Source organism: Variovorax sp. FW301-JW7, from assembly GCF_058788795.1.
This window is the reverse complement of sequence record NZ_JBYTBC010000008.1, coordinates 200,116-220,068: the sequence shown is the minus strand read 5'-3', so window position 1 is coordinate 220,068 and position 19,953 is coordinate 200,116. Positions and strand designations below refer to the sequence as shown.

The 19,953-nt window shown below is 63.0% G+C and carries 19 protein-coding genes and 1 tRNA gene; 13 read left to right on the top strand and 7 right to left on the bottom strand.

Annotated features, from left to right (window positions below; translation table 11 throughout):
• Window positions 1–32: 32 nt before the first annotated feature.
• From AC3WQM_RS22140 to AC3WQM_RS22130, 3 genes are all read left to right on the top strand, one after another.
• On the top strand, window positions 33–968 hold the full coding sequence (locus AC3WQM_RS22140) for an NAD-dependent epimerase/dehydratase family protein (RefSeq protein WP_492681722.1): 936 nt from the start codon (window positions 33–35) through the stop codon (window positions 966–968).
• Between the two features lie 12 nt (window positions 969–980).
• Window positions 981–1,403 (top strand): RidA family protein, encoded by a 423-nt coding sequence (locus AC3WQM_RS22135; protein ID WP_492681720.1) that lies wholly within the window; start codon window positions 981–983, stop codon window positions 1,401–1,403.
• A gap of 85 nt (window positions 1,404–1,488) precedes the next feature.
• Window positions 1,489–1,938 (top strand): hypothetical protein, encoded by a 450-nt coding sequence (locus AC3WQM_RS22130; RefSeq protein WP_492681718.1) that lies wholly within the window; start codon window positions 1,489–1,491, stop codon window positions 1,936–1,938.
• Window positions 1,939–2,376: 438 nt separating this feature from the next.
• On the opposite strand, the gene AC3WQM_RS22125 is transcribed toward AC3WQM_RS22130, so the two are convergent.
• Together AC3WQM_RS22125 and AC3WQM_RS22120 are read right to left on the bottom strand one after the other, a co-directional pair.
• A complete protein-coding gene (locus AC3WQM_RS22125) occupies window positions 2,377–2,907 on the bottom strand; it encodes a hypothetical protein (RefSeq protein ID WP_492681716.1) in 531 nt (176 codons plus the stop codon).
• An 8-nt stretch (window positions 2,908–2,915) separates the two neighbouring features.
• A complete protein-coding gene (locus AC3WQM_RS22120; protein WP_492681714.1) occupies window positions 2,916–7,514 on the bottom strand; it encodes an RHS repeat-associated core domain-containing protein in 4,599 nt (1,532 codons plus the stop codon).
• Window positions 7,515–7,890: 376 nt separating this feature from the next.
• Between AC3WQM_RS22120 and AC3WQM_RS22115 the strand changes: the two genes are divergently transcribed.
• The 8 genes from AC3WQM_RS22115 to AC3WQM_RS22080 all read left to right on the top strand — a co-directional run bounded on the left by AC3WQM_RS22115 (window position 7,891) and on the right by AC3WQM_RS22080 (window position 13,070).
• Window positions 7,891–8,172, top strand: a complete 282-nt coding sequence (locus tag AC3WQM_RS22115) for a hypothetical protein (RefSeq protein ID WP_492681712.1) — start codon at window positions 7,891–7,893, stop codon at window positions 8,170–8,172.
• A 393-nt stretch (window positions 8,173–8,565) separates the two neighbouring features.
• Window positions 8,566–8,949: a helix-turn-helix transcriptional regulator gene (locus tag AC3WQM_RS22110; protein ID WP_492681710.1), complete on the top strand. Its 384-nt coding sequence runs from the start codon at window positions 8,566–8,568 to the stop codon at window positions 8,947–8,949.
• 10 nt (window positions 8,950–8,959) lie between these two features.
• Window positions 8,960–9,787 (top strand): phage antirepressor KilAC domain-containing protein, encoded by an 828-nt coding sequence (locus tag AC3WQM_RS22105; protein WP_492681708.1) that lies wholly within the window; start codon window positions 8,960–8,962, stop codon window positions 9,785–9,787.
• Complete coding sequence (locus tag AC3WQM_RS22100) at window positions 9,784–10,698, top strand: hypothetical protein (RefSeq protein ID WP_492681706.1); 915 nt, start codon at window positions 9,784–9,786, stop codon at window positions 10,696–10,698. Before AC3WQM_RS22105 ends, AC3WQM_RS22100 begins: the two co-directional genes overlap by 4 nt.
• Before the next feature lie 179 nt (window positions 10,699–10,877).
• The gene (locus AC3WQM_RS22095) at window positions 10,878–11,396 is read left to right on the top strand and encodes a hypothetical protein (protein ID WP_492681704.1); all 519 of its coding nucleotides are present in this window, start codon (window positions 10,878–10,880) and stop codon (window positions 11,394–11,396) included.
• A gap of 72 nt (window positions 11,397–11,468) precedes the next feature.
• Window positions 11,469–12,167 carry a hypothetical protein gene (locus tag AC3WQM_RS22090; RefSeq protein WP_492681702.1) on the top strand — a complete coding sequence of 233 codons (699 nt, stop codon included), beginning with the start codon at window positions 11,469–11,471 and terminating at the stop codon, window positions 12,165–12,167.
• Complete coding sequence (locus AC3WQM_RS22085; RefSeq protein ID WP_492681700.1) at window positions 12,164–12,847, top strand: hypothetical protein; 684 nt, start codon at window positions 12,164–12,166, stop codon at window positions 12,845–12,847. The genes AC3WQM_RS22090 and AC3WQM_RS22085 overlap by 4 nt, the downstream gene beginning before the upstream one ends.
• Window positions 12,837–13,070, top strand: coding sequence for a hypothetical protein (locus tag AC3WQM_RS22080; protein WP_492681698.1), 234 nt, complete (start codon window positions 12,837–12,839; stop codon window positions 13,068–13,070). Before AC3WQM_RS22085 ends, AC3WQM_RS22080 begins: the two co-directional genes overlap by 11 nt.
• A 227-nt stretch (window positions 13,071–13,297) precedes the next feature.
• On the opposite strand, the gene AC3WQM_RS22075 is transcribed toward AC3WQM_RS22080, so the two are convergent.
• Window positions 13,298–14,377 carry a hypothetical protein gene (locus tag AC3WQM_RS22075; RefSeq protein ID WP_492681696.1) on the bottom strand — a complete coding sequence of 360 codons (1,080 nt, stop codon included), beginning with the start codon at window positions 14,375–14,377 and terminating at the stop codon, window positions 13,298–13,300.
• Window positions 14,378–14,465: 88 nt separating this feature from the next.
• Here AC3WQM_RS22075 and AC3WQM_RS22070 point away from each other — a divergent pair.
• A tRNA-Met gene (locus AC3WQM_RS22070) sits at window positions 14,466–14,539 on the top strand.
• A 1,065-nt stretch (window positions 14,540–15,604) separates the two neighbouring features.
• On the opposite strand, the gene AC3WQM_RS22065 is transcribed toward AC3WQM_RS22070, so the two are convergent.
• From AC3WQM_RS22065 to AC3WQM_RS22050, 4 genes are all read right to left on the bottom strand, one after another.
• Window positions 15,605–15,880, bottom strand: coding sequence for a hypothetical protein (locus tag AC3WQM_RS22065; protein WP_492681694.1), 276 nt, complete (start codon window positions 15,878–15,880; stop codon window positions 15,605–15,607).
• A 329-nt stretch (window positions 15,881–16,209) separates the two neighbouring features.
• Window positions 16,210–16,440 (bottom strand): hypothetical protein, encoded by a 231-nt coding sequence (locus tag AC3WQM_RS22060; RefSeq protein WP_492681692.1) that lies wholly within the window; start codon window positions 16,438–16,440, stop codon window positions 16,210–16,212.
• Window positions 16,441–16,534: 94 nt separating this feature from the next.
• Complete coding sequence (locus tag AC3WQM_RS22055) at window positions 16,535–17,158, bottom strand: helix-turn-helix domain-containing protein (protein WP_492681690.1); 624 nt, start codon at window positions 17,156–17,158, stop codon at window positions 16,535–16,537.
• Window positions 17,159–17,410: 252 nt separating this feature from the next.
• The gene (locus tag AC3WQM_RS22050) at window positions 17,411–17,692 is read right to left on the bottom strand and encodes a hypothetical protein (protein WP_492681688.1); all 282 of its coding nucleotides are present in this window, start codon (window positions 17,690–17,692) and stop codon (window positions 17,411–17,413) included.
• 553 nt (window positions 17,693–18,245) lie between these two features.
• Here AC3WQM_RS22050 and AC3WQM_RS22045 point away from each other — a divergent pair.
• Window positions 18,246–19,766 carry a hypothetical protein gene (locus AC3WQM_RS22045; protein ID WP_492681686.1) on the top strand — a complete coding sequence of 507 codons (1,521 nt, stop codon included), beginning with the start codon at window positions 18,246–18,248 and terminating at the stop codon, window positions 19,764–19,766.
• Window positions 19,767–19,953 lie beyond the last annotated feature (187 nt).

The following is a 19,953-nucleotide window of genomic DNA, read 5'->3' as shown; positions in this document are numbered from 1 at the left end:
GGACAACTGAATTGAGACAGGAAACCCGGATTTTGCCTTCAATCAATAGTCCCTCCGGCGCACTGCCGGCCCGCTTCCGGCGCGAGCGCCTGCTGATCGTCGGCTGCGGCGACGTCGGCCAGCGCGTGGCGCGCAACCTGCGCGGGCGCATGCAGCTGGTCGCGCTCACGTCCTCGGCCGACCGCGTCGCGGCGCTGCGTGCGGCCGGCATCCGGCCGCTGGTGGGCAACCTGGACGACCGCGCCACCCTGCGCCGCCTGGCGGGCATCGCCACCCGCGTGGTGCACCTGGCGCCGCCCGCGCGCGAGGGCGGCGCGGCCTGGTGGCGCGACCAGCGCACCGTGTCGCTGGCGCAGGCGCTGCGGCTGCGCTCGCTGCCCTCGGCGCTGGTCTACGGCTCGACCAGCGGCGTGTACGGCGACTGCGGCGGCGCGCGCGTGAGCGAAACGCGCGGCGTGCGGCCCGACACCCCGCGCTCCCACCGGCGCGTCGATGCCGAGCGCGCCGTGCGCTGGTTCGGCCGCAGCACCGGCGTGCGCACCAGCATCCTGCGCATCCCGGGCATCTACGCGCCCGACCGCGAGAACGGCACCCCGCGCGGTCGCCTGGAACGCGGCACGCCCGTGCTGCGGCGCGAGGACGACGTCTACACCAGCCACATCCACGCCGACGACCTCGCACGCGCCTGCGTGGCGGCGCTGTTTCGCGGCAAGCCCCAGCGCGTGGTGCACGCGTCGGACGACACCGAGCTGCGCATGGGCGACTACTTCGACCTGGCCGCCGACCTCTACGGCATGCCCCGCCCGCCGCGCGTGGCGCGTGGCGAGGCCGAGCGCCAGCTGCCGCTGCAACTGCTGAGCTTCATGGGTGAATCGCGCCGGCTCGACAACACGCGGCTCAAGCGCGAGCTGCGGGTGCGGCTCGCGCATCCGACGGTGCACACCGGCCTGCAGCCTGCGCAAGCCTGAAAGGACGCACCCGTGAGCAAACAGAGCGTCCGCATCCCCGACGGCCATCCGACCTTCGGCTCGACCGCCGTCTTCGACACCTTCAAGTACGCGCCGGGCGTCAAGGCCGGCGGCCTGCTGTTCGTGGCAGGGCAGGTCGGCCTGCGTGCCGACGGCAGCGTGCCCGAGAGCGCCGCGGAACAGGCCGACTGGGCCTTCCGGCGGCTGGGCGTGGTGCTCGACAGCGCGGGGCTCGGCTTCGCCGACCTGGTGGAGATCGTGAGCTACCACGTCGACGTCGAGCGCGAGCTGGCGAGCTTTCGCGAGGTGAAGGACCGCTACATCACCGGGGATTTCCCGGCGTGGACCATCCTCGGCGTGGCCGCGCTAGCGCGGCCGACGCTGCGGGTGGAGATTCGTGCGGTGGCGGCGTTGAAGACTGCGCAAGCGGGCTGACACCGAAGCGGAAGCCCAGGGGCCGGGCGTACCATGGCAGGACAGGTTCCAGATCGAACCGATCGAAGCGAAGCGGACGAAACGAATGCCCCAAACGATTGAAGCGTTGCTTGCCGATCAAGGCGCACAGGCGGTCCTCGCCTACCTGAACGCGCGCGTGCCGCATCGGTACACCGGGATCTACAAGATCCGCTCCGACCTGGTCACGAGCCTCTACCTGCACGACAAGCAAGGCGAGCTGATCCCCGAGAACATCGCCATCGTGCCCTTCGAGGCGAGCATCTGTCCCTTTGTCCTGCGCGACGGGTGGTTCCGCACCGACGACTCGAGCGTGGACGAGCGCTTTGCCACGCATCCCGGGCGGGACTACACCATCAGCTACCACGGCGTTCCGCTGTTGAACCCCTCGGGCGCGGTCGCCGGCACCTTGTGCCACTTCAACTTCACGGCCGTGCCGCTGCCGGACGACGAGTTCGAGCTGCTGCACCAGGCCGCCGTGTCGCTGCAGGTGAAGCTCGCCGACGTGCTTGGCTAAGGGGGCGCTGTCCGGCCTGAAAGGCCCCGAGGCAAAGAAAAACCCGCTGCGCCGATGAAGCGAGCGGGTTTCTTGATGTGGGGTGAGACGGCGTCGTCTCGTGGTGCCGGGGCCGGAATCGCAGATCGGGCTGCAGGCCGCATGAATGCTGGCTCTTTTTAATCCGATACGGTGAGGTGCCGACAAAAGTGCCGACAAATCTCGGAGTGTCCTGGGTTGTTGCGCGAGAGAGACGCTATACCCGTCCGCGAATCGGGGCGGTGCGGTGAGACCGCGAGCACAGAGCCCCCGACCTGCCGGCCGCCCCATATCGCGGATCGATCCGTAGCCTTCGTCCTCGCAGACGAGGCGAGATGTCCCTACATCTCGTTTCCAGTTCCTCGCCGTTGTCGGCTTGTCTTCCCCACACGCGCTGTAGCTCCACCACTAGAAAAATTCTCAGGAATCTAGCGCTTTTGGATTTTTGGTTATTTTCTCTATCAACATCTTCGCATCTTCGACATCGGCCGTGGCGCCAAGAAAATAAATCACCTTATCCTGTAGTGAAAGACGTTTCCCAGAAGTCGACAACTCCGAAATTAGATGAACATGCCAAGAAAAAAGCAACGAAAAATAGATTAGCAACGCTACCGTTGCTTGCCGCTCATTTTTATGAAACAAAAATGTCCGCTGCCTATCTATATCCCATGACGCACCCTCCAAGACGAACTTATCGAAGATTGCAATTTCATCCTTCATTGGGACTGTTGAGTTATCAATTTGCAACAGCGTCCAGTCGCCCGAGACAATCCAATTAGACAGTCGATATGCAATCACATATAGTTCCACCGCATCTGAGGAAGGAGAATACTTTTCATAAATTAGCGCCTTGCCATCTGAATTAAGAGGGCAGAGATTATTCCAATCTCCAATCCTTATATTCAAAGGATTTAGGAGTTGCGCTGCTTCCGAAGAGGAAAGTATTTTCATAAATTCGATCAATTAAATTTCGGCCCGTATTCGCCACCCGGCCCATTGGGGTAAATTACTCCACAAAGCGGGCAAATCGTCGCCGGAATTAAGCTTGGCGGAATGCGCGGAGTAGGAATTTTGTGCATATCTCCCGCCTCACCAGGATTTCCATTTAAATCATAGCGCTGCCACCCTTTTTGGCCTGGCTGATTTGTTTTCCAATAGCCTTTGCTGCCTGGCGGCCCACCATTCGCCTCGTCGGGAACAAACTGACATTGAGCACGACCTCCGCCACCTTCCGGTTTTGGCCCTAAAAATTGGCCGGGCTTATTAGCATTGTGCGGGGTCCACGGGCCTCCAGGGACAATTCCGTTTGGATTCGGAATCTCAATCAAACCTAAAGGGTCGATGCCTCCCAAAGGATTCGCATCGACATATCCGAATCGATTCCACCCGCCATCCAGACCAATCGGGTCCGGCTGGCTATACCTCCCTGTCCTCGCGTCATAGCTCCTGAAGTAGTTGTAAAACAACCCCGACTCCTCATCCGCATACTGCCCCGGATACCGCAGGTTGAACTTCACCTCCGACACGCCCGTGGTGCCCGGATTCGGCGTCACATCCAAGTCGGCGAACCGGTTCCTCGCCGTCGTTGGCTTGTCTTCCCCGAACGCGCTGTAGCCCCATTGCCAGACCGCTTGCCCGCTCACATCGGTGAGCTTGCGCGGCGTGTTCAGGTGGTCGCTGTGCACGGCGTAGGTGGCACCGTTGATCACCGCCGCGATCGGCATCGGGCCGTTCGCTGTCGGCAGGTAGATGTACTGCGCCTGCCCGCCGCTGTTCGTGCCGCCACTGCCCACTTCGGCGATCAGCGTGCCTTGCTCGTCGTAGACATACGTGTAGCCCTGCTGCTCGGCCTGACTGGTCGCGGGGCTCCACAGCCGGGTGAAGAACGCGATCAGGCTTTGCATGAAGCCCGGATCGGCCTCATCGCCCTGGCTCGGGGGATACAGCGGCTCGGTCTTGAACACGCGCTGGCCCAGCGCGTTGTGCGCGTAGCGCGTGGTCGGGCTGATGTCAGTGGCGCCGGTGGTGGCGGCGGCCAGCCGGCCCTCGGCATCGTAGGCGTAGCTGCGCAAGCCGTCGGTCACAAGGTCGCCGTTGGCGTTGTAGCCGTAGACGACGCTGGTGTTGCTCGCGCCGTTGATGCTCTGAGTGAAGCCCGTCAACCGGTTGCTTGCGGCGCCGACTGTGTAAGTGCGGCTGGTGTTCGCGCCATTGAGGGTCCGGGTGCTGCTGCTTCGGTTGCCGTTGGCGTCGTAGCCGAAGCTGGCAGTGTTGCCCGTGGCATCGAAGCCGGTGATGCGACCGACCGGGCTGTAGCCGACGCTCCAGGCGACGTTGCCGTTCGCGACGGTCGTGTGCGTCGGGTCGGCGTCGCCGGGGCGGTACAGGTTCTGCGTGAGGCTGGTGATGCGGCCTGCCGCGTCGTACACGTAGCTGCTGAACTCGGTGCCGGTGAGCCGGCCCGCGGTGTCGTACACGCGGCTGGCGGCAACGGACGCGGGTGGTGCGGCGGCAAAGGCCCATTGCCACGCGGTGGGCTGGCCGAGCGGGTTCCATGCGATGCTGGTGACGAGCGGGCTGCCATTCCAGTTCAGGCCAGCGAGGCGGCCGGTGGCGTCGTACAGGTGGGTGAGCGTGGCGCCGTTGGGGTAGCCGATGCTGGCCAGCGTGCCGTTGGCGTTGTAGCCGTAGCTCACCTGCTGCACACCACCGTTTGCGAGGGTCTGCTTCTTGAGCGTGACGCGCCCGAAGGCGTCGCGGGTGTACTCGGTGGTGCCGCTGCGGTCGATGACCTCCGAGAGGTAGCCCTTGCTGCTGGCAGTGAGGTCGTAGCGCAGCGTGGTCGTCTTGCCGTCGGCGAAGACGAGGCTGGTCGGCCGGCCGAGCAGGTCGCGCGCAATGGTGGTGGCCTGCCCCATTGCGTCGGTGATCTGGCTGGGCAGGCCGAGGCTGTCGTACTGGGTGCTGGCGCCGCCCGTGTCGGCGCTGGACTCGGTGGTGGCGTTGCCTTGGGCGTCGCGGGTGTAGGCGGTGGCTACGCCCTTGAAGTCCTTGGCTTCTGTGACGGCGTCGAGGGCGTTGTACTTCAGCGTGGCCGTGGCATTGGTCGCGTCGGTCACCGCCTTGACGCGGCGCAGGCTGTCGAGGCCGTACTGCGTGCTCTGGTTGAGGCCGTTGGTCTCACTCACGAGTTCGCCGTTGACGTCGTAGCCGAAGGAGCTCGTCTGGTTCGGCCCCTCGGTCATGGCCAAGACGCGGTTGAGGTAGTTGACGGTGCGCACGACATTCCAGGCCACTGCGCCGGAGCTGTCCTTGATCTGCTCGGCGGTGCGGTTGCCCATGCCGTCGAGCGTGACACTGCCGCTCTCGCCGCGGTTGTTGCTCCAGCCAATGAGACGATGGGCGGGGTCGTAGCTATAGGTCAGCACCAGGCCGGTGGGCAGCGAAATCGTCTCTACGCTCCCGTAGGGCTTGTAGGTCAGCGTGGTGGTCTGCTGGCCGCCAACGGTCTGGGTCAGCAGCCGGTCGCGGGCGTCATAGGTGTAGGTGGTGACGAGACCATTGGGTTCGGTCTGGCTTGTGACGCGGTTGGCCAGGTCGTAGGCGTAGCTGGTGCCGTGGCCCAGAGCGTTAGTGCTGACGAGAACATTGCCTCGGAGGTCGTAGGTGTAGCTGGTGACGGCGCCATTGGGCTCAGTCGCTGTAGCGACCAACTGCTGGGCGTTGTAGGTCCATTGCCAGAGTTGGACCTTGTTCGTCGCAGTGTCGGTGAGGGTCTTCGACAGCACGTTGCCGAAAGCATCGTAGGTGTAGGCGGTTTTTTTGCGGCCCGATTCGGTGACTATTGAAGGGAGACTGAAGGTAGGGTGCCACTGGATGCCGGTACCCCGGGCCTCGGGGCTGTCAGATGCTTGGCCAACATAGGTCGGGAGGCGGCGGGCGACGTCCCAGTACCTACTGGTTACCGTGCCTTTGAAATCGCTTTCGGAAGTGACAAGACCGTTGGCATCCTGGATCCGGTACGCGGCGTCGTTGCCGCCGTTGGCAGCGGGCCGAGACCCGCCCGTCACAACCAACTGTCCCTTCGTCGAGCCGTAGCTGTAGGTGCGGACCGCACCTAGCGGATCGAACACCGTCGCCGTCCCTCCCCCGGGGTAGATGACTTGGTAGCGATTGACGGTGCCGGCCAACTGGGTGTCGATGGCACGGCCTTGCGAGTCATAACCAAAGGTGGCGAAACGCGCGCCCGTTTCGTCCAAGATGCCCGTCAAGGCCTGTGGGTACGTCGCATTTTCGTAGAGGTAGGTACGGGCCTTGGCATCGGGATAGGTCACCACGGAAAGCCGACCTGCGGCGTCGTAAGCGTAGGCGACGCTGCGCAAGTCGGGGGTGACGACCGACACGAGCAAGCCCGCGGCGTCGTAGTTCAGTGCCAGCGTGCGCCCGAAGGCGTTGGTAATCGTGGCCAGCTGGCCTGCGGCGTTGTAGGTGTAGGAGGTGAGCTGCCCATTGCGCTGCGTAAGCGTCTGCAGGTTCCCGTCCGCTGCAAACACCAACGTGGCATCGTCCGCGACACGCCGGTATGCCCAGGTGCCATTGACCGCCTGCACCAAACTGTCCGCACTGTTCGAAGTAGTCCAAGCCGACGAGCCCGCAGCCTTGTTGAATGCGCGCAGAGTTCCGTCGGCGTTGTTGATGGCGACGGCGACAGGATCGACCGCCGGGGCGAACCTCAGCGAGGTCGTGTGGTTGTGCGCCCACGCCTTGCTCAACGAGCCTGCCGGTCGACTTGTATCCGCGCCCCAAGTGCTTCGATACGTCCTCAGGAACGACAGTGCTGCCGGGCCGCCATCGGCGTAGTCGAGGTCCGAACGGTACTTCTCCGCCGTGGCAGGCAGGATGGGCGCGCCGAAGATCGCACCATCGCTCGCTCCCACCGCGTTGGTGTCGTTGAGGCACTGCTCTGGAGTCGCGCGCTTGCCGGTAATCGGATCGACCAGCGACGGATCGACGGGCGGTTCCGTCGCCTCCACTGAGCGTGTATAGATCGTGAGGTAAACATCACTATACGTAGTCCCGTTAGCGATGCTGTATCTCTCACGCGCGTTGCACCGCAGCCAGTAGCTGTCCGGCACAGAGCTCACATACGAAATATAGGCGTGATCGATCAATACAGTCGCGCCGACCACCCCAGCGCACGCTGCCGCAGGAGTGGACTGCCATCCACTTCCCTTGCCGCCCAGCCACCCGTTCCCATACACCTCATACTCCGTCACCTTCGCCGCGTATGACCACGAGGCGGCAAGGCAACTTGCGGCGACGATCAAGCGGAGAAGATGAGTGATGCTGCCACCAAGATTGCGGTCTTGACGAACGGGCGCAAGTGATGGGCCTCTATGCAGACCTCGATGCGAGCCATTTGAAGAAACCGAAGCTGCCGCCGGTGCATCGCAGCCTCGAGCAAGCAACGGTCTGAAGAGGTGTAGCTGGAAAATTTGTTCTGCGTAATTCTTCCCATTGCGCAGGATGCTCTGCGCATCCGCTCGAAGTTTTCTCATTGCGTCTCCCCCTCATGCTTTTTCGTTTGCGTAGCTGAGCACTGCGGGCCTGTTCTTGCCAATCCGCAGCGATCAGTTTTTGCACGGCCAATCACCCCCTCCGGTGAGGCGCACCGCGACGCAGTGCGATTCGTACAAGTTGTTTCAGATTAGCCGAAAGGCCATACGCGGACAACGACAGTTCAGCGTCGAGCCCAGCTACTCTGAAAAAGTGAGCGCCAAAGTACCCATTGATTGAAAAGAGTCGTTGTGCGCAAACGACCCCGCGGCCAGGCACCTTGATGCTTTGAGCGAGAGGGCGGGTCAGCTCGCGGGCGATAGTCACGCAGTGGCCCTCCCGTAGATCAGCGCCAATCAGGCACGAAGGAGCCTTCGAATGCCAAGAGCCAAGGGCAACGAGATCGAGCTGTTCGCCGCGGCTCTGCTGCGCTCCGTCGAGGAGATGAAGCGCGGCGAGCATGCGGTGGTGCACACGCCCGAGAAGATCGCAGGTGGAAAAGCGGAAGCTCTCGGTACAAGCGAATCGGGCTACCGCTCGGTCAAGCTGAAGAAGCACTGCGAACCCACCGGCGACACGCCGAATGCCGTGCACGCCAGGCGCCGCAAAGCGGATCTGCACCGACGGCGTGTAGTTCACCACCGATCAGGCCGGTCATAGGCTGCAACAGGTCGCCAGGATTGCCGCCGGCCGCCTACCTGCTTGGCCGGAAACTATGCAGCTATCGGCTTGATGTCCAGCAATCCTCTCTGCAGCACCCGCGTGCGGCGAGGCCTCGCCCGTGCCCAAGCACGCGTCGGCTCGCTCCCTCGATAGGCCATTGACGCGCCCGCACTTGCCTGAGGGCAATCGCAGCGGGTAGAGGCCGGCCGATACCGCTTGCATACACCCTTTGTGTTTTGTCTTGGCAAGGTGTGCCAGCACCATGCGAGGGCAGAAACTGATACGGCCTGAGATTGATAGCACAAGGATTTGTGCGAATGACACCCCCTTAGTGTTCGCTTCGAAGAGTCGTCGTCAGCAGACTGAGTCGCGTCCACCAAAGGAACCACAATGCTTCGCCTTTCCACTCCTCCCAACCACGTCCCCGCCTTCAAGAAATCGTCGATTGCGAAGGGCTTGGTTGAGTCCAATGCTGACGCACGCGCTGCTGACGTCGCCGGGCCCCGGCCCAAGGTCTACCAGGAGAACATCAAGCCTCGCTTTGATGATCTCCCCGATAGCGCCTTTGCCCGTCTGTCTCAGCTCGTGCAGAGCCCGAAGCGTCCCAACGCGCATGCGCCGCTGCCGTTTAGTGCGCCAACGCTCTGGCGCAAAGTCAAAAACCATACGTTCGTGCAACCGGTCCGGCTGTCCAAAGGGGTGACGGCTTTCAACGTCGGGGCCGTTCGCGCATGGATCGAGGCACAGATGACTGGCCAGTCCGTCTCAGAGTGAGGCATCAAGCATGAAGCCCATCCAGAAGAAAGGGCCGACTGTTGACGCAGTCGGCCCTCTCAAGAAGCAGCATTCGAACCACCAGTTTACAGAGATGAACTCGTGCTTGGAACCCCCGCACCACGCGATGGGCGTGGACCGCGGAGTCGAAGAGGCGCTGGTCACGATGACCAGCCTCGAGATCGCGCATCTCCTTGAGGTGCGCCACGACAACGTGAAGGTCACCATCGAGCGCCTCACCGCCCGAGGGGTGATGACACTCCCTGCATTGGAGGAAGTGTCGAACGCCGGCCCCGGCCCGAAGACGATTGAGGTCTACCGCGTGGGCAAGCGGGACAGTTATGTGGTGGTCGCGCAGATCTCGCCCGAGTTCACGGCGCGGGTGGTCGATCGCTGGCAGGAACTGGAGGCCCAGCGGGGCGTGCTGTCGCGCATGGACATCCTGCACATGGCGATCGATTCCGAGCAGCGTGCGCTCGACGCTGAGAAGCTCTCGTCCGAGCGCGCGTTCCTGATCGAGCAGCAAAAGCCGGCCATCGCCTTCGTCGAGCAGTATGTGAACTGCACTGGGAACAAGGGCGTGCGCGAGACGGCGAAGCTGCTGCGCGCGAACGAGCGCCAATTTATCGCGTGGATGATTGGCCGCGACATCATGTACCGCCTCGCTGGCAAGCTGACCGCGCACGCGCCGCACCTGAACGCCGGCCGCTTCGCAGTGCAGACCGACAAGGCCGCACGCAACGAGCACGTCTACAACGAATGCAAGTTCACTCCAAAGGGCGTCGCGTGGATCGCGGGCAAGTGGGCTAAGCACCAAGCCCCAGGCGGTGCCACTTGAGCAAGCCGATCCCTTACCCGGTCGACGTGCGCGCGAAGGGTTGGCGCTTCGAGCTGGACCACGAAAAGATCGAGCAGTCGGCCACGTGGGCACTCGCGCCGCCTGAGCTCCGCCCTTGGCTCCTGATGCTGTGGATGACCGCCTGGAAGCAGACGCCGTGCGGCACGCTCGACGATGACGACGCACTCATCGCAGCTCGCATCGGTATGCCGCTGAAGATCTTCCAGAAGCACCGGGGGACCTTGCGGCGCGGGTGGTGGTGCGCCGAGGACGGCCGGCTCTATCACGACACGATCACCCAGTTCGTGATCGACATGATGACTCGCCGCCGCAAGGAGTCCGACCGCAAGGCGCTGTCACGTGCGAAGACTCCCTTGGGCGTCCCGCCGTTGTCCCGGGGGACAAAGGCGGGACTCCACCCTGAATCCGACACCGGAACCGGAACCGGAACCTTTATTGACGAAACAGCCCCACCTCCCAGTCCTACGACCGGGGCGGTGGGGGGTGATCAGCAAAGCCCAACGAAGGCAGGGGAGGTCTGCCGCGCTATCAAGATGAAGAAGGTCGCCGACGTGAACCCTTCGAGCCCCGAGCTTCTCGCCCTCATCGCCAAGGGCGTGCCCGTCGAGACGTTCGAGGCCGCGGCCGAAATCTGCGCCAAGGCTGCTCCTCCCAAGGGCTTCGCCTACCTGCTCGGCATCGTGAAGCGCCAGCTCGGCGAGGCCGCGGCCATCGCTTCCGGCGTCGGCATGCCCGAGAAACCCTGGGACGATTCCCGCTCGTCCATCGAGGCGAAGGGCGAGGAGTCCGGCCTGGGCCGTTGGGACGAGAACGACATGAGCGTCAACCACGAAACCTTTCTTCAGTACACGGCTCGCGTGCGCCGTGCTGTCGAAGGCGTGCACGCATGACGCGCAGAGGTCATCAATCGCCAGAGAACCCGGACAACCTCTACCGAGGCGAGGTCCATCAGATCCAGTGAACCAGAGCATCAAGCCCCACATCTTGTTTGCCAACTACAGAATTTTTTAAAGAGCATCACCCGATGACCAATGCACCCCAGCCTTCCCCTCTCCCAGGGGAGTCACCCATGACGTTTGAACTGCTTAAGCGCGCGGTCGAAGTCGGCGGCGAGGCCGCTCTCATCCTCTTGTTCCGCTCGGAAGCGTCTACTGGCAAGGCGTTTGAAGAACGCATCCCGTTCAAGCCGGCGATCGACACCTTGGAATGCGACTTCGATCTTCTGTATGGCCGCGCCGATTTCGTCATCAGCCACGCCGACCACAGCATCACGGTGATCGTTGCCCGTGACGGGGCTCGCGGTCACGAACACGTCGCTGCGGGGATTGGCATGGCGTCGTTTCTCGCAGATCAGCTCGCCCTGGTGCAGCCGAGCGCAGAGATTCGTAAGGCGTTGCTCTGGGCCTCGACCGGGAACCCATTGCTCGACGTTGTGCTCGACTCCTCGTGCACGGCGGCCAACGTCATCTCGCTGTCCCGGTCGACGATGTCGATACACCTTGCCGTCGCCGAGAACTCTGTCAACCAGTACCTCTCAGGCGCCGCACATCGCACCGATGTGCACACGAACGCGAAGGGAGTGCATTGATATGGGCCGCACCACGATCGAACCTACGAAGACCGGCATCGGCTGGTCGGCCATGGATACGGAGGCTGCGTAATGGCTCGTCGCACAGACATCGATTGGACGACGATCGAGCGCGCCTACCGTCTTGGCAACCAGTCGAACAAGCAACTCGCCGTGGTGTTCAAGGTCGACGCCGCGAGCATTGGCCGCAAGGCCAAGAAGGATGGTTGGGTTCAGGACAAGCGCAAGGACGTGCAGTCTGTCACCGAGAGCGTTCTCATCCAGGCAACGGCCAATGCAATCCCGGACGGGACCAAAGCAACCCCCAAAGTCAATCCGAACGCAACCCCCACGCCGCTCCAGATCAAAGCAGCCGGGTTCGCCGCGGCAGACAAGGTCATGGGACACCGCTCCGGCCTCAAACGCCTCGCCGACCTGTGGAACAAGTTGGTAGGCGAGATTGAGCTCATGACAGACCAGGCAGAGATCCTTAAGGCCTTCGTGGCTGCTATCGACGAGAGCGGCCCGACCGAGTCCGGAGGTTGGTACACAGACAAGAAGGCAGCCATGATGCAGGCCATCCTTGGCTCGCCCGACCGCATCGACAGCCTGAAGAAGCTGGCCGAGATCGACGCCCGAATCCGCCGGGGCGAGCGCGAGGCATTCGGCATCGAAGGCGCTGGCTCCAACGGCGATGATCCGCTGACCTCGCTGCTGGCCAAAATCGGCCGCAGCGCCATGCCAGTCGTTCACGAAATTCCGTGCGATGAAGATGAGGTGGCCGCACCATGAGCGAAGCTAAGCACCCGGCAACAGACTGGCCGGCCATCGAGGCAGCCTTTCGTGCCGGCATCCAGTCGCTGCGCACGATCGCGGGCGAGCACGGCGTAGCCGAGTCCACTATTCGCAAACGCGCGAATAAGGAAGACTGGGCGCGCGACTTGGGCGCAAAGATCCAAGCCAAGGCCGACGCACTGGTGCGCAATGCCGCGGTGCGCAGCGAGGTGCGCACCAAAACGCGCATCCCGGAACACGCGATCGTCGACGCGAACGCGGGCGCCGTCTTCCACGTTCACATGAGCCAGCGCTCCGACATCCAGCGCTCCTTGAGTCTCTGCCTTAAGCTGCTTGGAGAGATCGAAGCGCAGACTGACAACGCCGAGCTCTTCGCTAAGCTTGGTGAGTTGATGGACGAGTCCAGCACAGACGCCGAGACCGGGCGTCAGCGCCGCGACCTGCTCAATGAGGCTTACAAAAAAGCACTCAGCACGGCGGGCCGCGTCGACTCGGCCAAGAAGCTTGCCGAGATGCTGGAGAAGGGCGTGCGCATGCAGCGCGAGGCCTTCGGGATCAAGTTGGATGACGGCGGCGGGCTCCCGCCTGCGACCGTTCTGTCGGATGCCGAGCGCGCAGCCCGCTTGGCCGCATTGATCTTCAAGGCGCGCGCGAAAAAGGAGACTGATGACGCGTGAGCGCGACGAGCTGACCGCGCTATCTCTAGGCACCGCGTCGGCGCGCATCAAGCCCGTGGCCAAGTCGCTCGAGCGCCAGGTGCGCTACGCCACGCCGGCTAACGAACCGGTGTTCGCGCAGCCGAAGGAGGGAGTGATTGAGCACGAGGGCTACAAGCGCCTGGTGCCAGCTGCCATGTGCGCGCTGCGGCATCGAGGGCTACATCCAGTTCTGCCATGCTGATGTGGGGAAGGGCATGGGCATCAAGACCGATTGCCGGTGCGGCTGGCTGGGTTGCGGGCCCCATGGGGACTCCATGGGCTGCCACTTTCTACTTGGGTCGACAGGACTGATCGGTCGAAAAGAGCGCCGCTGGCTTGAAGAGATTTATGGTGCGCAAACTCGTGCGGCCATCATCTCGCAGGGTCTCTGGCCGGACACGTTGGCCGCGTTGGAGGCCGCAAGGTGACCTACTTCTGTTTGCGCTCTGGCTCGTGGAACGCGATCCCGATTCGCTGGAGCCAAAGGAGAAACAAGCGCCCCGAAGACGTGATCTGGTACCTGCCGCTCGGGCGTATTTGTGCCAGATCTGCCGTAGCCAAGAGATGCAGGGCGGCAGTTGCTTCCCAGCTTTCGAAGCGGCCCATGATTTTCCCGGATTCAGGAATCGAAGCTTCGCCCCCCGAACGCATTAGGTTCAAGAGCAGTAAGGCGATTTCGTCAAGGTCGATCGACATAATCTGTTTGGCGACGCGGGGAGGCAGCCCGCTACCGCTCATATCCCCCACGCGCCATGGCCAGAGGATTGAGCGATCCAGAAACGACACGCCGTAGCTGTTACTGAGCGAAGGTAGCGTCGCATCTGATCTGCGAATGTTTAGTCGACGAGCGAGTTGTTCTGCAGTCAGCGTTGTGGCGTCCACTTCGGACGCAATGCTGAATGGGTCAAGATCAGGCGGCGCTTTTCCTTGATCGACCGAAAAGTCTGGGAGGCGAACTTCTCCGCCATTTCTGGCCGGAGCGGCGACTGGCGAGGGCGGCGCTGAGGGCACTCCTTGCAAAGGTTCCGTCGGGTTGCGGAGATTTTCAACCTCTTTCTGCAACGCTGTGACGATCTCGCGAAGCTGGCTCTTTTCCTTCTCCCAGGCCTGCCCACGATTGAACATTTCGTCCTGTATTGCGACTCTGTCCTCATGCGAAATAGGCGACCTCCCAAGGACGGTTAATTCCTCGCGCTTCGTGATGTTGGCTTGCTCGGCGTGGTGAATGGCGATACGACGCAGTATTGCTGGCATGAGGAAGATCCAAACCAAGGCAACAACAAGAGGCATTGCAACGCCGTTGACAACCCCCCATTGCCACGTCCCCACCCCGAGCTTGGTGTCAAGGTACTTCAGCTTCGCCTCGTAGCCACCGCCCCCGAATATCACGAGCAGGAACCGATAGTTCCAGATCACCCACGCGATCGCGAAGGCGCTCAGGAGTGGATTTCCGAGCCGGTCGCGGACCGTCTTCAGTATTCCCGAGAGAAATTCCTTCGCCTCATCCATTCTTGTTCTCCTCTTCGCCGGGATTCTATGGGGCGGGTGCCGTGGCCCCCCTTGAGCCCCGGAGCGGACATAGGTTTAATGAGCACCTCGCGGTGTTGTTCAGCCAGGTAGAGCGTCGGGTTCATACCCCGAATGTCGTTGAATCGAAGCCAACCATCGCAACCGAATACCCCCTGAATGGCTTCAGGCGCGACCATGGGTCGTTGCGCAACACTGCGGTCGAATTAGGGTTGGTCGCAGGTCGGAAGCGTAGGGGTGTCGCTGACGATGCAAGGGCCGCTCCTGGGGCTCTTGTGGCTCGTTCAAGGGCGTGTGGCGCCACGCATCAGCCTTTCGGTGCGATCTCGGTGACTTGAATGACCGATCCCTCTTCCCATTCCCATGAAAACCCAGAAGCCAACGATGCCGTCATCGTCCCGGCAGGGGCCCGTGAATTTCCGGTTCGAATCCATTTATTCGGATCAGTCTCTGGACCGAAGCCAGACAGATTCACGATGGAGATGCCTGGGATTATCTTGAAGGTGACGAGGATCTATATCGACAATGGCTGGGGCGTTACTAGGTGGGGTGGAAATGGCACGCGCATCCTCACAGTGGATGTGTGGCCAAGCGGATACCCCGGAGACTCCTACGACAAGTATGGCAATGCAGTCGTGATTCTTGATCACTAGGCGTCGCAAGCGGTGTGCATTGACCCCTCCCTTGCTCCCCCATACTCGGTCTTGATGCAATGAGCGCGCGGACTGACCTCCGCTGCTTGTTGTCTCCGTGGTTAGTTCTGGGAAGTTCGAGCCGCTTTCACCCAACGGCTAGTCCCCGGCGGGCTTTCATTGCCTCAGAAGAGGCCATCGTCGATTTCAAACGCCAAGAAGTCCCCCGAAGGCCAAGGCAGTGCCGACCCCCAAAAAAACCAGCCAAGACCTCGCTGCATCTCGAATCGCTCCAGTTATTCTGACGATAGTCGGCGCTGCACTCGGTATTGCGGGTTGCGCGACCCACGTCATTAATTGACAGGTGCTTTCACGGTGGGCCCTCGAAAACAACGGTGGCCAGAGTGGCAGCTGTGCCTATGGCGGCCAAGCTGACCTTTTCGCGCTTGATGCTCAGGAGCGTGTGCAGCGGTCTCGCCAGCTCGTAGGTATGCGACTTTGCGGCCGGCATGGAGTAGGCGCCCCATGGGGTGCGAGCTGGACGGCCGGCGCGGCGCCGGTCGTCGTGTTGGTCTTCTCAACCATGGCATATCTCATCTTCTGCCGCGTCGCGAAACGCTTGAAGGTCTTCGATGTTCAGGCTCCAACGAGCAGCCATGCGGCCCAGTGCGACATCAGACGAGAAACGGCCGACGATCAGGTGCGTGGGGCCGTCGTGATCTTGTTCAGATCCGGCTTCCCCTTCGTTCCAAAAACTCGCGCACCGTGCATCGTTAGGGCGCACCAAGATCGCCCGGGCGTCGGCGAAGGCGGGCATTTTCAACGCGGGCAAATGCGTCTTCGGCTTATCCATGGCTCACCTCCCGCAGCAGCTCGAGGGCGTCCATGGCCTGGGCAACTTTGCGGCGAGCCGCCGGCAGGTCGCCGCGACCGAAGTACAGCATCGCCAGCGTGAGCGCGTTGTGTGCGGCGCAGTGATGCTGCGTTGGGGTTGCGCGACTGGCGCGCGGGGATGCCCCTCTAGAGGGGAGAATATGGGTAGCCATGGTGTGCGTGTCCTTTCATGGGTTGCACGGATATGGTTAGAGCGGCTGCAGGGCTCCTACCCCCTGCGGCCGTTCGCCTTTGTGCCTCGAATGGTCCGCCCTCAAATTGAGGTTGGACCCGCCCGAGGCGCGGCAGTCATTCCTTTAGCGTCGGCTCCTTCGCCTTGTCGATGCGATCACGTACCCAGGGCGCACCGCCGAGGCGGTTGAGCTTGTCGCGCTGCGCGGTGGTCATTCGAGTGACCACCGGCACGGTCTGCGACTCTTCGCTGAGAGGCTTTCTGCCACTCCCGGGGCGTGCGCCGCCTCGCTTGGTTTCGTCTGTCATATCGAAAATGTATTCTTTTTTCAATATTTTCGCAAGCATCTGATGCGGGCGCAATGGTGTCCGGTCGCACCGGCATGACCATGATGCTCCGCTACCTCTCGCTGCGCGGCGAGGATCTCTCCAACCGCTTCGCCTAACCGAAGTCCACCAGCGTCGGGACCGGTGTGCGGCGCGACTTCCGGCCGGTAGGCTTCACGATGGCCACCGGAAGCGGCGTGCGGTTCTTCTTTGCCGTCTCCATCGCTTCGTTGTGCAGCGACTCAAGTAGTGCGCTCAACGGGAAGATCCACGAGCGGCCGTACTTCACCCCGGGCAGCCGGCCAGCGCGTGCGGCCTCTTCGACCGTCTTGACCTCGCAGTCGAGGTAGTTGGCCACCTCTTCAGAGGACATCATCGTTCTCGCCGAGGCAGGGGGCGCCAATTTGGACGACACCCCCTCTGGGATGCCTGCATTGGCACGCGGCGCCGGCGCAGCGGCGGTGGGCGCTTGGGCAACGGGCGCAGGCGCAGGCGTAGGCGTAGGCGTAGGCGTAGGCGTAGGCGCAGTGTCATAGATGTCGTTGAAGGTGACGACGTGGCCTCGCTCGGCGGCGAAGTCGATGAGGCGCCGTGCGCTGTTGGGCGGCATGGACTGCCTGTGCTCGTAGTGCCCGACGTTCCCCGGCGTGCAGCCGATGCCGGCGGCCAGTTCCTGCTGCGTGACGCCGAGACGCGCACGTAGGCGGCGAATGGGGTTCGTGGGCATCTGCTGGGGCATTCAGTCCTCGCTTGTACGGGATGAGCGGGCGCCAAGGCGGAACCGCTACAAGGCGGCAGAGCAGCTGCGTCCATACCGTGGAATCGGTGGATCTAAACGAAAAATCCCCTGCGGCTCAGTGGGTTGACTCGACTGTCCGAGATGATGGTCTCGACCCGACTTCAATCCGCTCCGCAGGGGAAGGTAACACTCTAGCTGAAAACATTGGCCCAGTTCGGTGAGCGCTACGCCGACGCAGTGAAGTAGCGCAGGTCAGTAGCCATTCTGCGGGTTCGATGGGGTCACGTCACCCCAGACCCGCTCAAGCTTCTGACGGGTCGCATGGAATGTCATCTTCTTGCCATTGAGGTTCAGTGCATAACAGCCTGGCGGGACGGCGAGGTGGACCGGCACCATAAGTTCGATGCTGCCATGTGACTCGGGCGCCACCCATTCGCGTAATCCGCCCGTGGCGGCGGTATTCAACGGCGTGGGCTCGAGGAGACGGCATGCGTGCCACGTGTCGTCCACTCTGATCACTGATTTCGATTTCATGCTGTTCCTCCGGTTGTAGGAGCGCTCACACCCTTAGTGTTCGCCTGCGTGGCGGATACCAGTTTGAATGCCGAAGGCATTTTCAGACGACACCGCAAAGGCATGTATGGCAACTATTCTCCCTGAGGACCAGAAGAAGAAACCGAACTCGTTCGGTGACGCTGCCGCGGCAGCTGCAGCACCCGGCTTGGGAATCCAGCAGGTCGGCAATGCCGGCACAGCAGCACCAGCAGCGACCTCTGCGCCGCAGTCAAATTTCGTAGCACCGCAGCCCGTGGGCCTTGGTGCGGTCCGGAAAAAACCGAACTCGTTCGGTGACGCTGCCGAGGTAGCTGCAGCCCCCGGCTTGGGAGTCCAGCAGGTCGGCAATGCCGGCGCCGCAGCACCAGCAGCGACCTCCGCGCCGCAGTCAAATTTTGTAGCACCGCAGCCCGTAGGCCTTGGTGCGGTCCGGGAAAAACCCAACTCATTCGGTGATGCGGCTGCCGTGGCGGCTGAGCCGCGGCTTGGTATTCAGCAGGTCGGGGGCGCCAGCATCCCCCCTCCGCTTCCGATGCTGACCGCGTCCTTGCCGCCGAGTTCACAGGCAGTGCAGCTCGCAGCGAATGAAGCAGCTTCGCCTGCTGCTGGCGCTGTCCCCAAGCCGCCCGTCGCCCCCCTCGATGCGCAAGCCGCTTCCGATCGTCAACAGATCGGAGGCTTTATCGGCGGCGCAGTGCGCGCCAACGACATCGCCGGGGCTGCGATCTTGGACGCTGGGATGGTGGTTCCGCGCTCCGCGCTCAAGCTCTACGACAACACGGTGGTGCGTGGTGTGCGCGCTGCGGGCATGAACATGGCGCCCACGAGCCCGCTGCTCGCGGTGCCCGGCGCCAACCCGGACTCGATGACGCCGATGCTGGACCGCCAGTTTTCGAAGGCGCCCGGCGTGGCCGCTGCTGGCGCGCCTCGCGCGGTTCAGGCGGATGTGCGCCGCGTGGACAACGCGCTCGCATCTCCTGCCGTTGGTGCAGCGGCTTCGGCCGTACCTGTTTCGCCGGCCGACGCGTCTGCCGGCGGTGCGGCGGCTGCCGGTCCCGTGGGTGCACAGCCTGGCGCCGTGGGTATGGCGCCCAGCACCGTCCCGTCCGGTGCCGTGCGCCGCGTGGGCAACTCCTACTCCGGCACCAACGTCTCGGGCGATGTCTCGATAAACGGGCGCGAGGCGGGGGGCGGTTCGATCTCGATGCTCAGCGCGAATTTCGTTGGTGGCGCGCCCGGCGTGGCGCGCGCTACGGAGACCCCCCAAGCGGATGTCGTGATCGCGGCGGCGCAGCAGCAGAGCCTGAACCAAGGCGCGGGGGTCATCGACCCAGAGCCGCTCGGCGCTTCGGCAGACGGGCGGCAGAAGTTCTTCGATGAGGCGAACCTGCGCACCGTCGCCGCCAAGAGCAGTTGGTCGCCGCGCGGCGGCTATCAGCGTGACCCGCTCGCGGTACGGGCAGCGCTGACGCCGATCGAGAACCGCCAGCGCCTTGCCGAGGGTGCCATGCGCGAAGCCGGCGACACGGCGCGCACCACCATGCGCGATGCCGGTGAGACCGCGCGGCTCGGCGTGCGCGAAGCGGGTGACGACCGCCGCGCCGCGGCCACGAACGCGCGCCTCGGAGTTCGCGATGCGATCGACCGCGACGAGTTCGGCCTGAAGAGGACGGCTGCCGAGTTCGACAACCGCGGCCGAGCCCGCCTCGAGGCCGCACAGCTCGAGCTCCAGAACGCGACCACGCCCGAAGCCATCCGCACCGCCACCCAGAAGGTGCTGGCGCTGGGCGGGAAGGAGCCCAACGCCAACCGCTACACGGTCATCCCTGGTGGCCAGAGCGCTGACGCAAACGGCGTTGTCACTCGTGACCCATCGGCCGTGCTGGACAACCAGACTGGGCAAATCGTTCAAGCGGGCGGTGTCGCGGCAGCACAGGCAGCCCCACCAGCGGCTGCGATTGCCATGCTCAAGGCCAACCCAGCGCTCGCCGCCCAGTTCGATCAGAAATACGGCGCCGGCGCATCTGCCCGCGCGCTCGGCCAACAGAAGTAAGCACCTATGCCCAATCCCTTCGATTAGTTCGACGCCTAGCCTGCGGTCTGGGTCGCCGGACCTCTACGTTGACAGGTGCAGCGACGTCAATAGGCTCAATGCGGCAACCCTTCCAGGCTTTGTCTTTACCCCGTCAGGCGCAGGTGACATAGCCAGGGCCGTAAGTTAGGCCACACCTTCGAAAACC

Coding starts and splice junctions, on each gene's coding strand:
- AC3WQM_RS22045 (WP_492681686.1), top strand. CDS start 18,246: ATGCTGACCGCGTCCTTGCCGCCGAGTTCACAGGCAGTGCAGCTCGCA.
- AC3WQM_RS22125 (WP_492681716.1), bottom strand. CDS start 2,907: ATGAAAATACTTTCCTCTTCGGAAGCAGCGCAACTCCTAAATCCTTTG.
- AC3WQM_RS22115 (WP_492681712.1), top strand. CDS start 7,891: ATGCCAAGAGCCAAGGGCAACGAGATCGAGCTGTTCGCCGCGGCTCTG.
- AC3WQM_RS22080 (WP_492681698.1), top strand. CDS start 12,837: ATGACGCGTGAGCGCGACGAGCTGACCGCGCTATCTCTAGGCACCGCG.
- AC3WQM_RS22060 (WP_492681692.1), bottom strand. CDS start 16,440: ATGCTTGCGAAAATATTGAAAAAAGAATACATTTTCGATATGACAGAC.
- AC3WQM_RS22110 (WP_492681710.1), top strand. CDS start 8,566: ATGCTTCGCCTTTCCACTCCTCCCAACCACGTCCCCGCCTTCAAGAAA.
- AC3WQM_RS22105 (WP_492681708.1), top strand. CDS start 8,960: ATGAAGCCCATCCAGAAGAAAGGGCCGACTGTTGACGCAGTCGGCCCT.
- AC3WQM_RS22120 (WP_492681714.1), bottom strand. CDS start 7,514: ATGAGAAAACTTCGAGCGGATGCGCAGAGCATCCTGCGCAATGGGAAG.
- AC3WQM_RS22130 (WP_492681718.1), top strand. CDS start 1,489: ATGCCCCAAACGATTGAAGCGTTGCTTGCCGATCAAGGCGCACAGGCG.
- AC3WQM_RS22090 (WP_492681702.1), top strand. CDS start 11,469: ATGGCTCGTCGCACAGACATCGATTGGACGACGATCGAGCGCGCCTAC.
- AC3WQM_RS22055 (WP_492681690.1), bottom strand. CDS start 17,158: ATGCCCCAGCAGATGCCCACGAACCCCATTCGCCGCCTACGTGCGCGT.
- AC3WQM_RS22065 (WP_492681694.1), bottom strand. CDS start 15,880: ATGGATAAGCCGAAGACGCATTTGCCCGCGTTGAAAATGCCCGCCTTC.
- AC3WQM_RS22075 (WP_492681696.1), bottom strand. CDS start 14,377: ATGGATGAGGCGAAGGAATTTCTCTCGGGAATACTGAAGACGGTCCGC.
- AC3WQM_RS22050 (WP_492681688.1), bottom strand. CDS start 17,692: ATGAAATCGAAATCAGTGATCAGAGTGGACGACACGTGGCACGCATGC.
- AC3WQM_RS22085 (WP_492681700.1), top strand. CDS start 12,164: ATGAGCGAAGCTAAGCACCCGGCAACAGACTGGCCGGCCATCGAGGCA.
- AC3WQM_RS22095 (WP_492681704.1), top strand. CDS start 10,878: ATGACGTTTGAACTGCTTAAGCGCGCGGTCGAAGTCGGCGGCGAGGCC.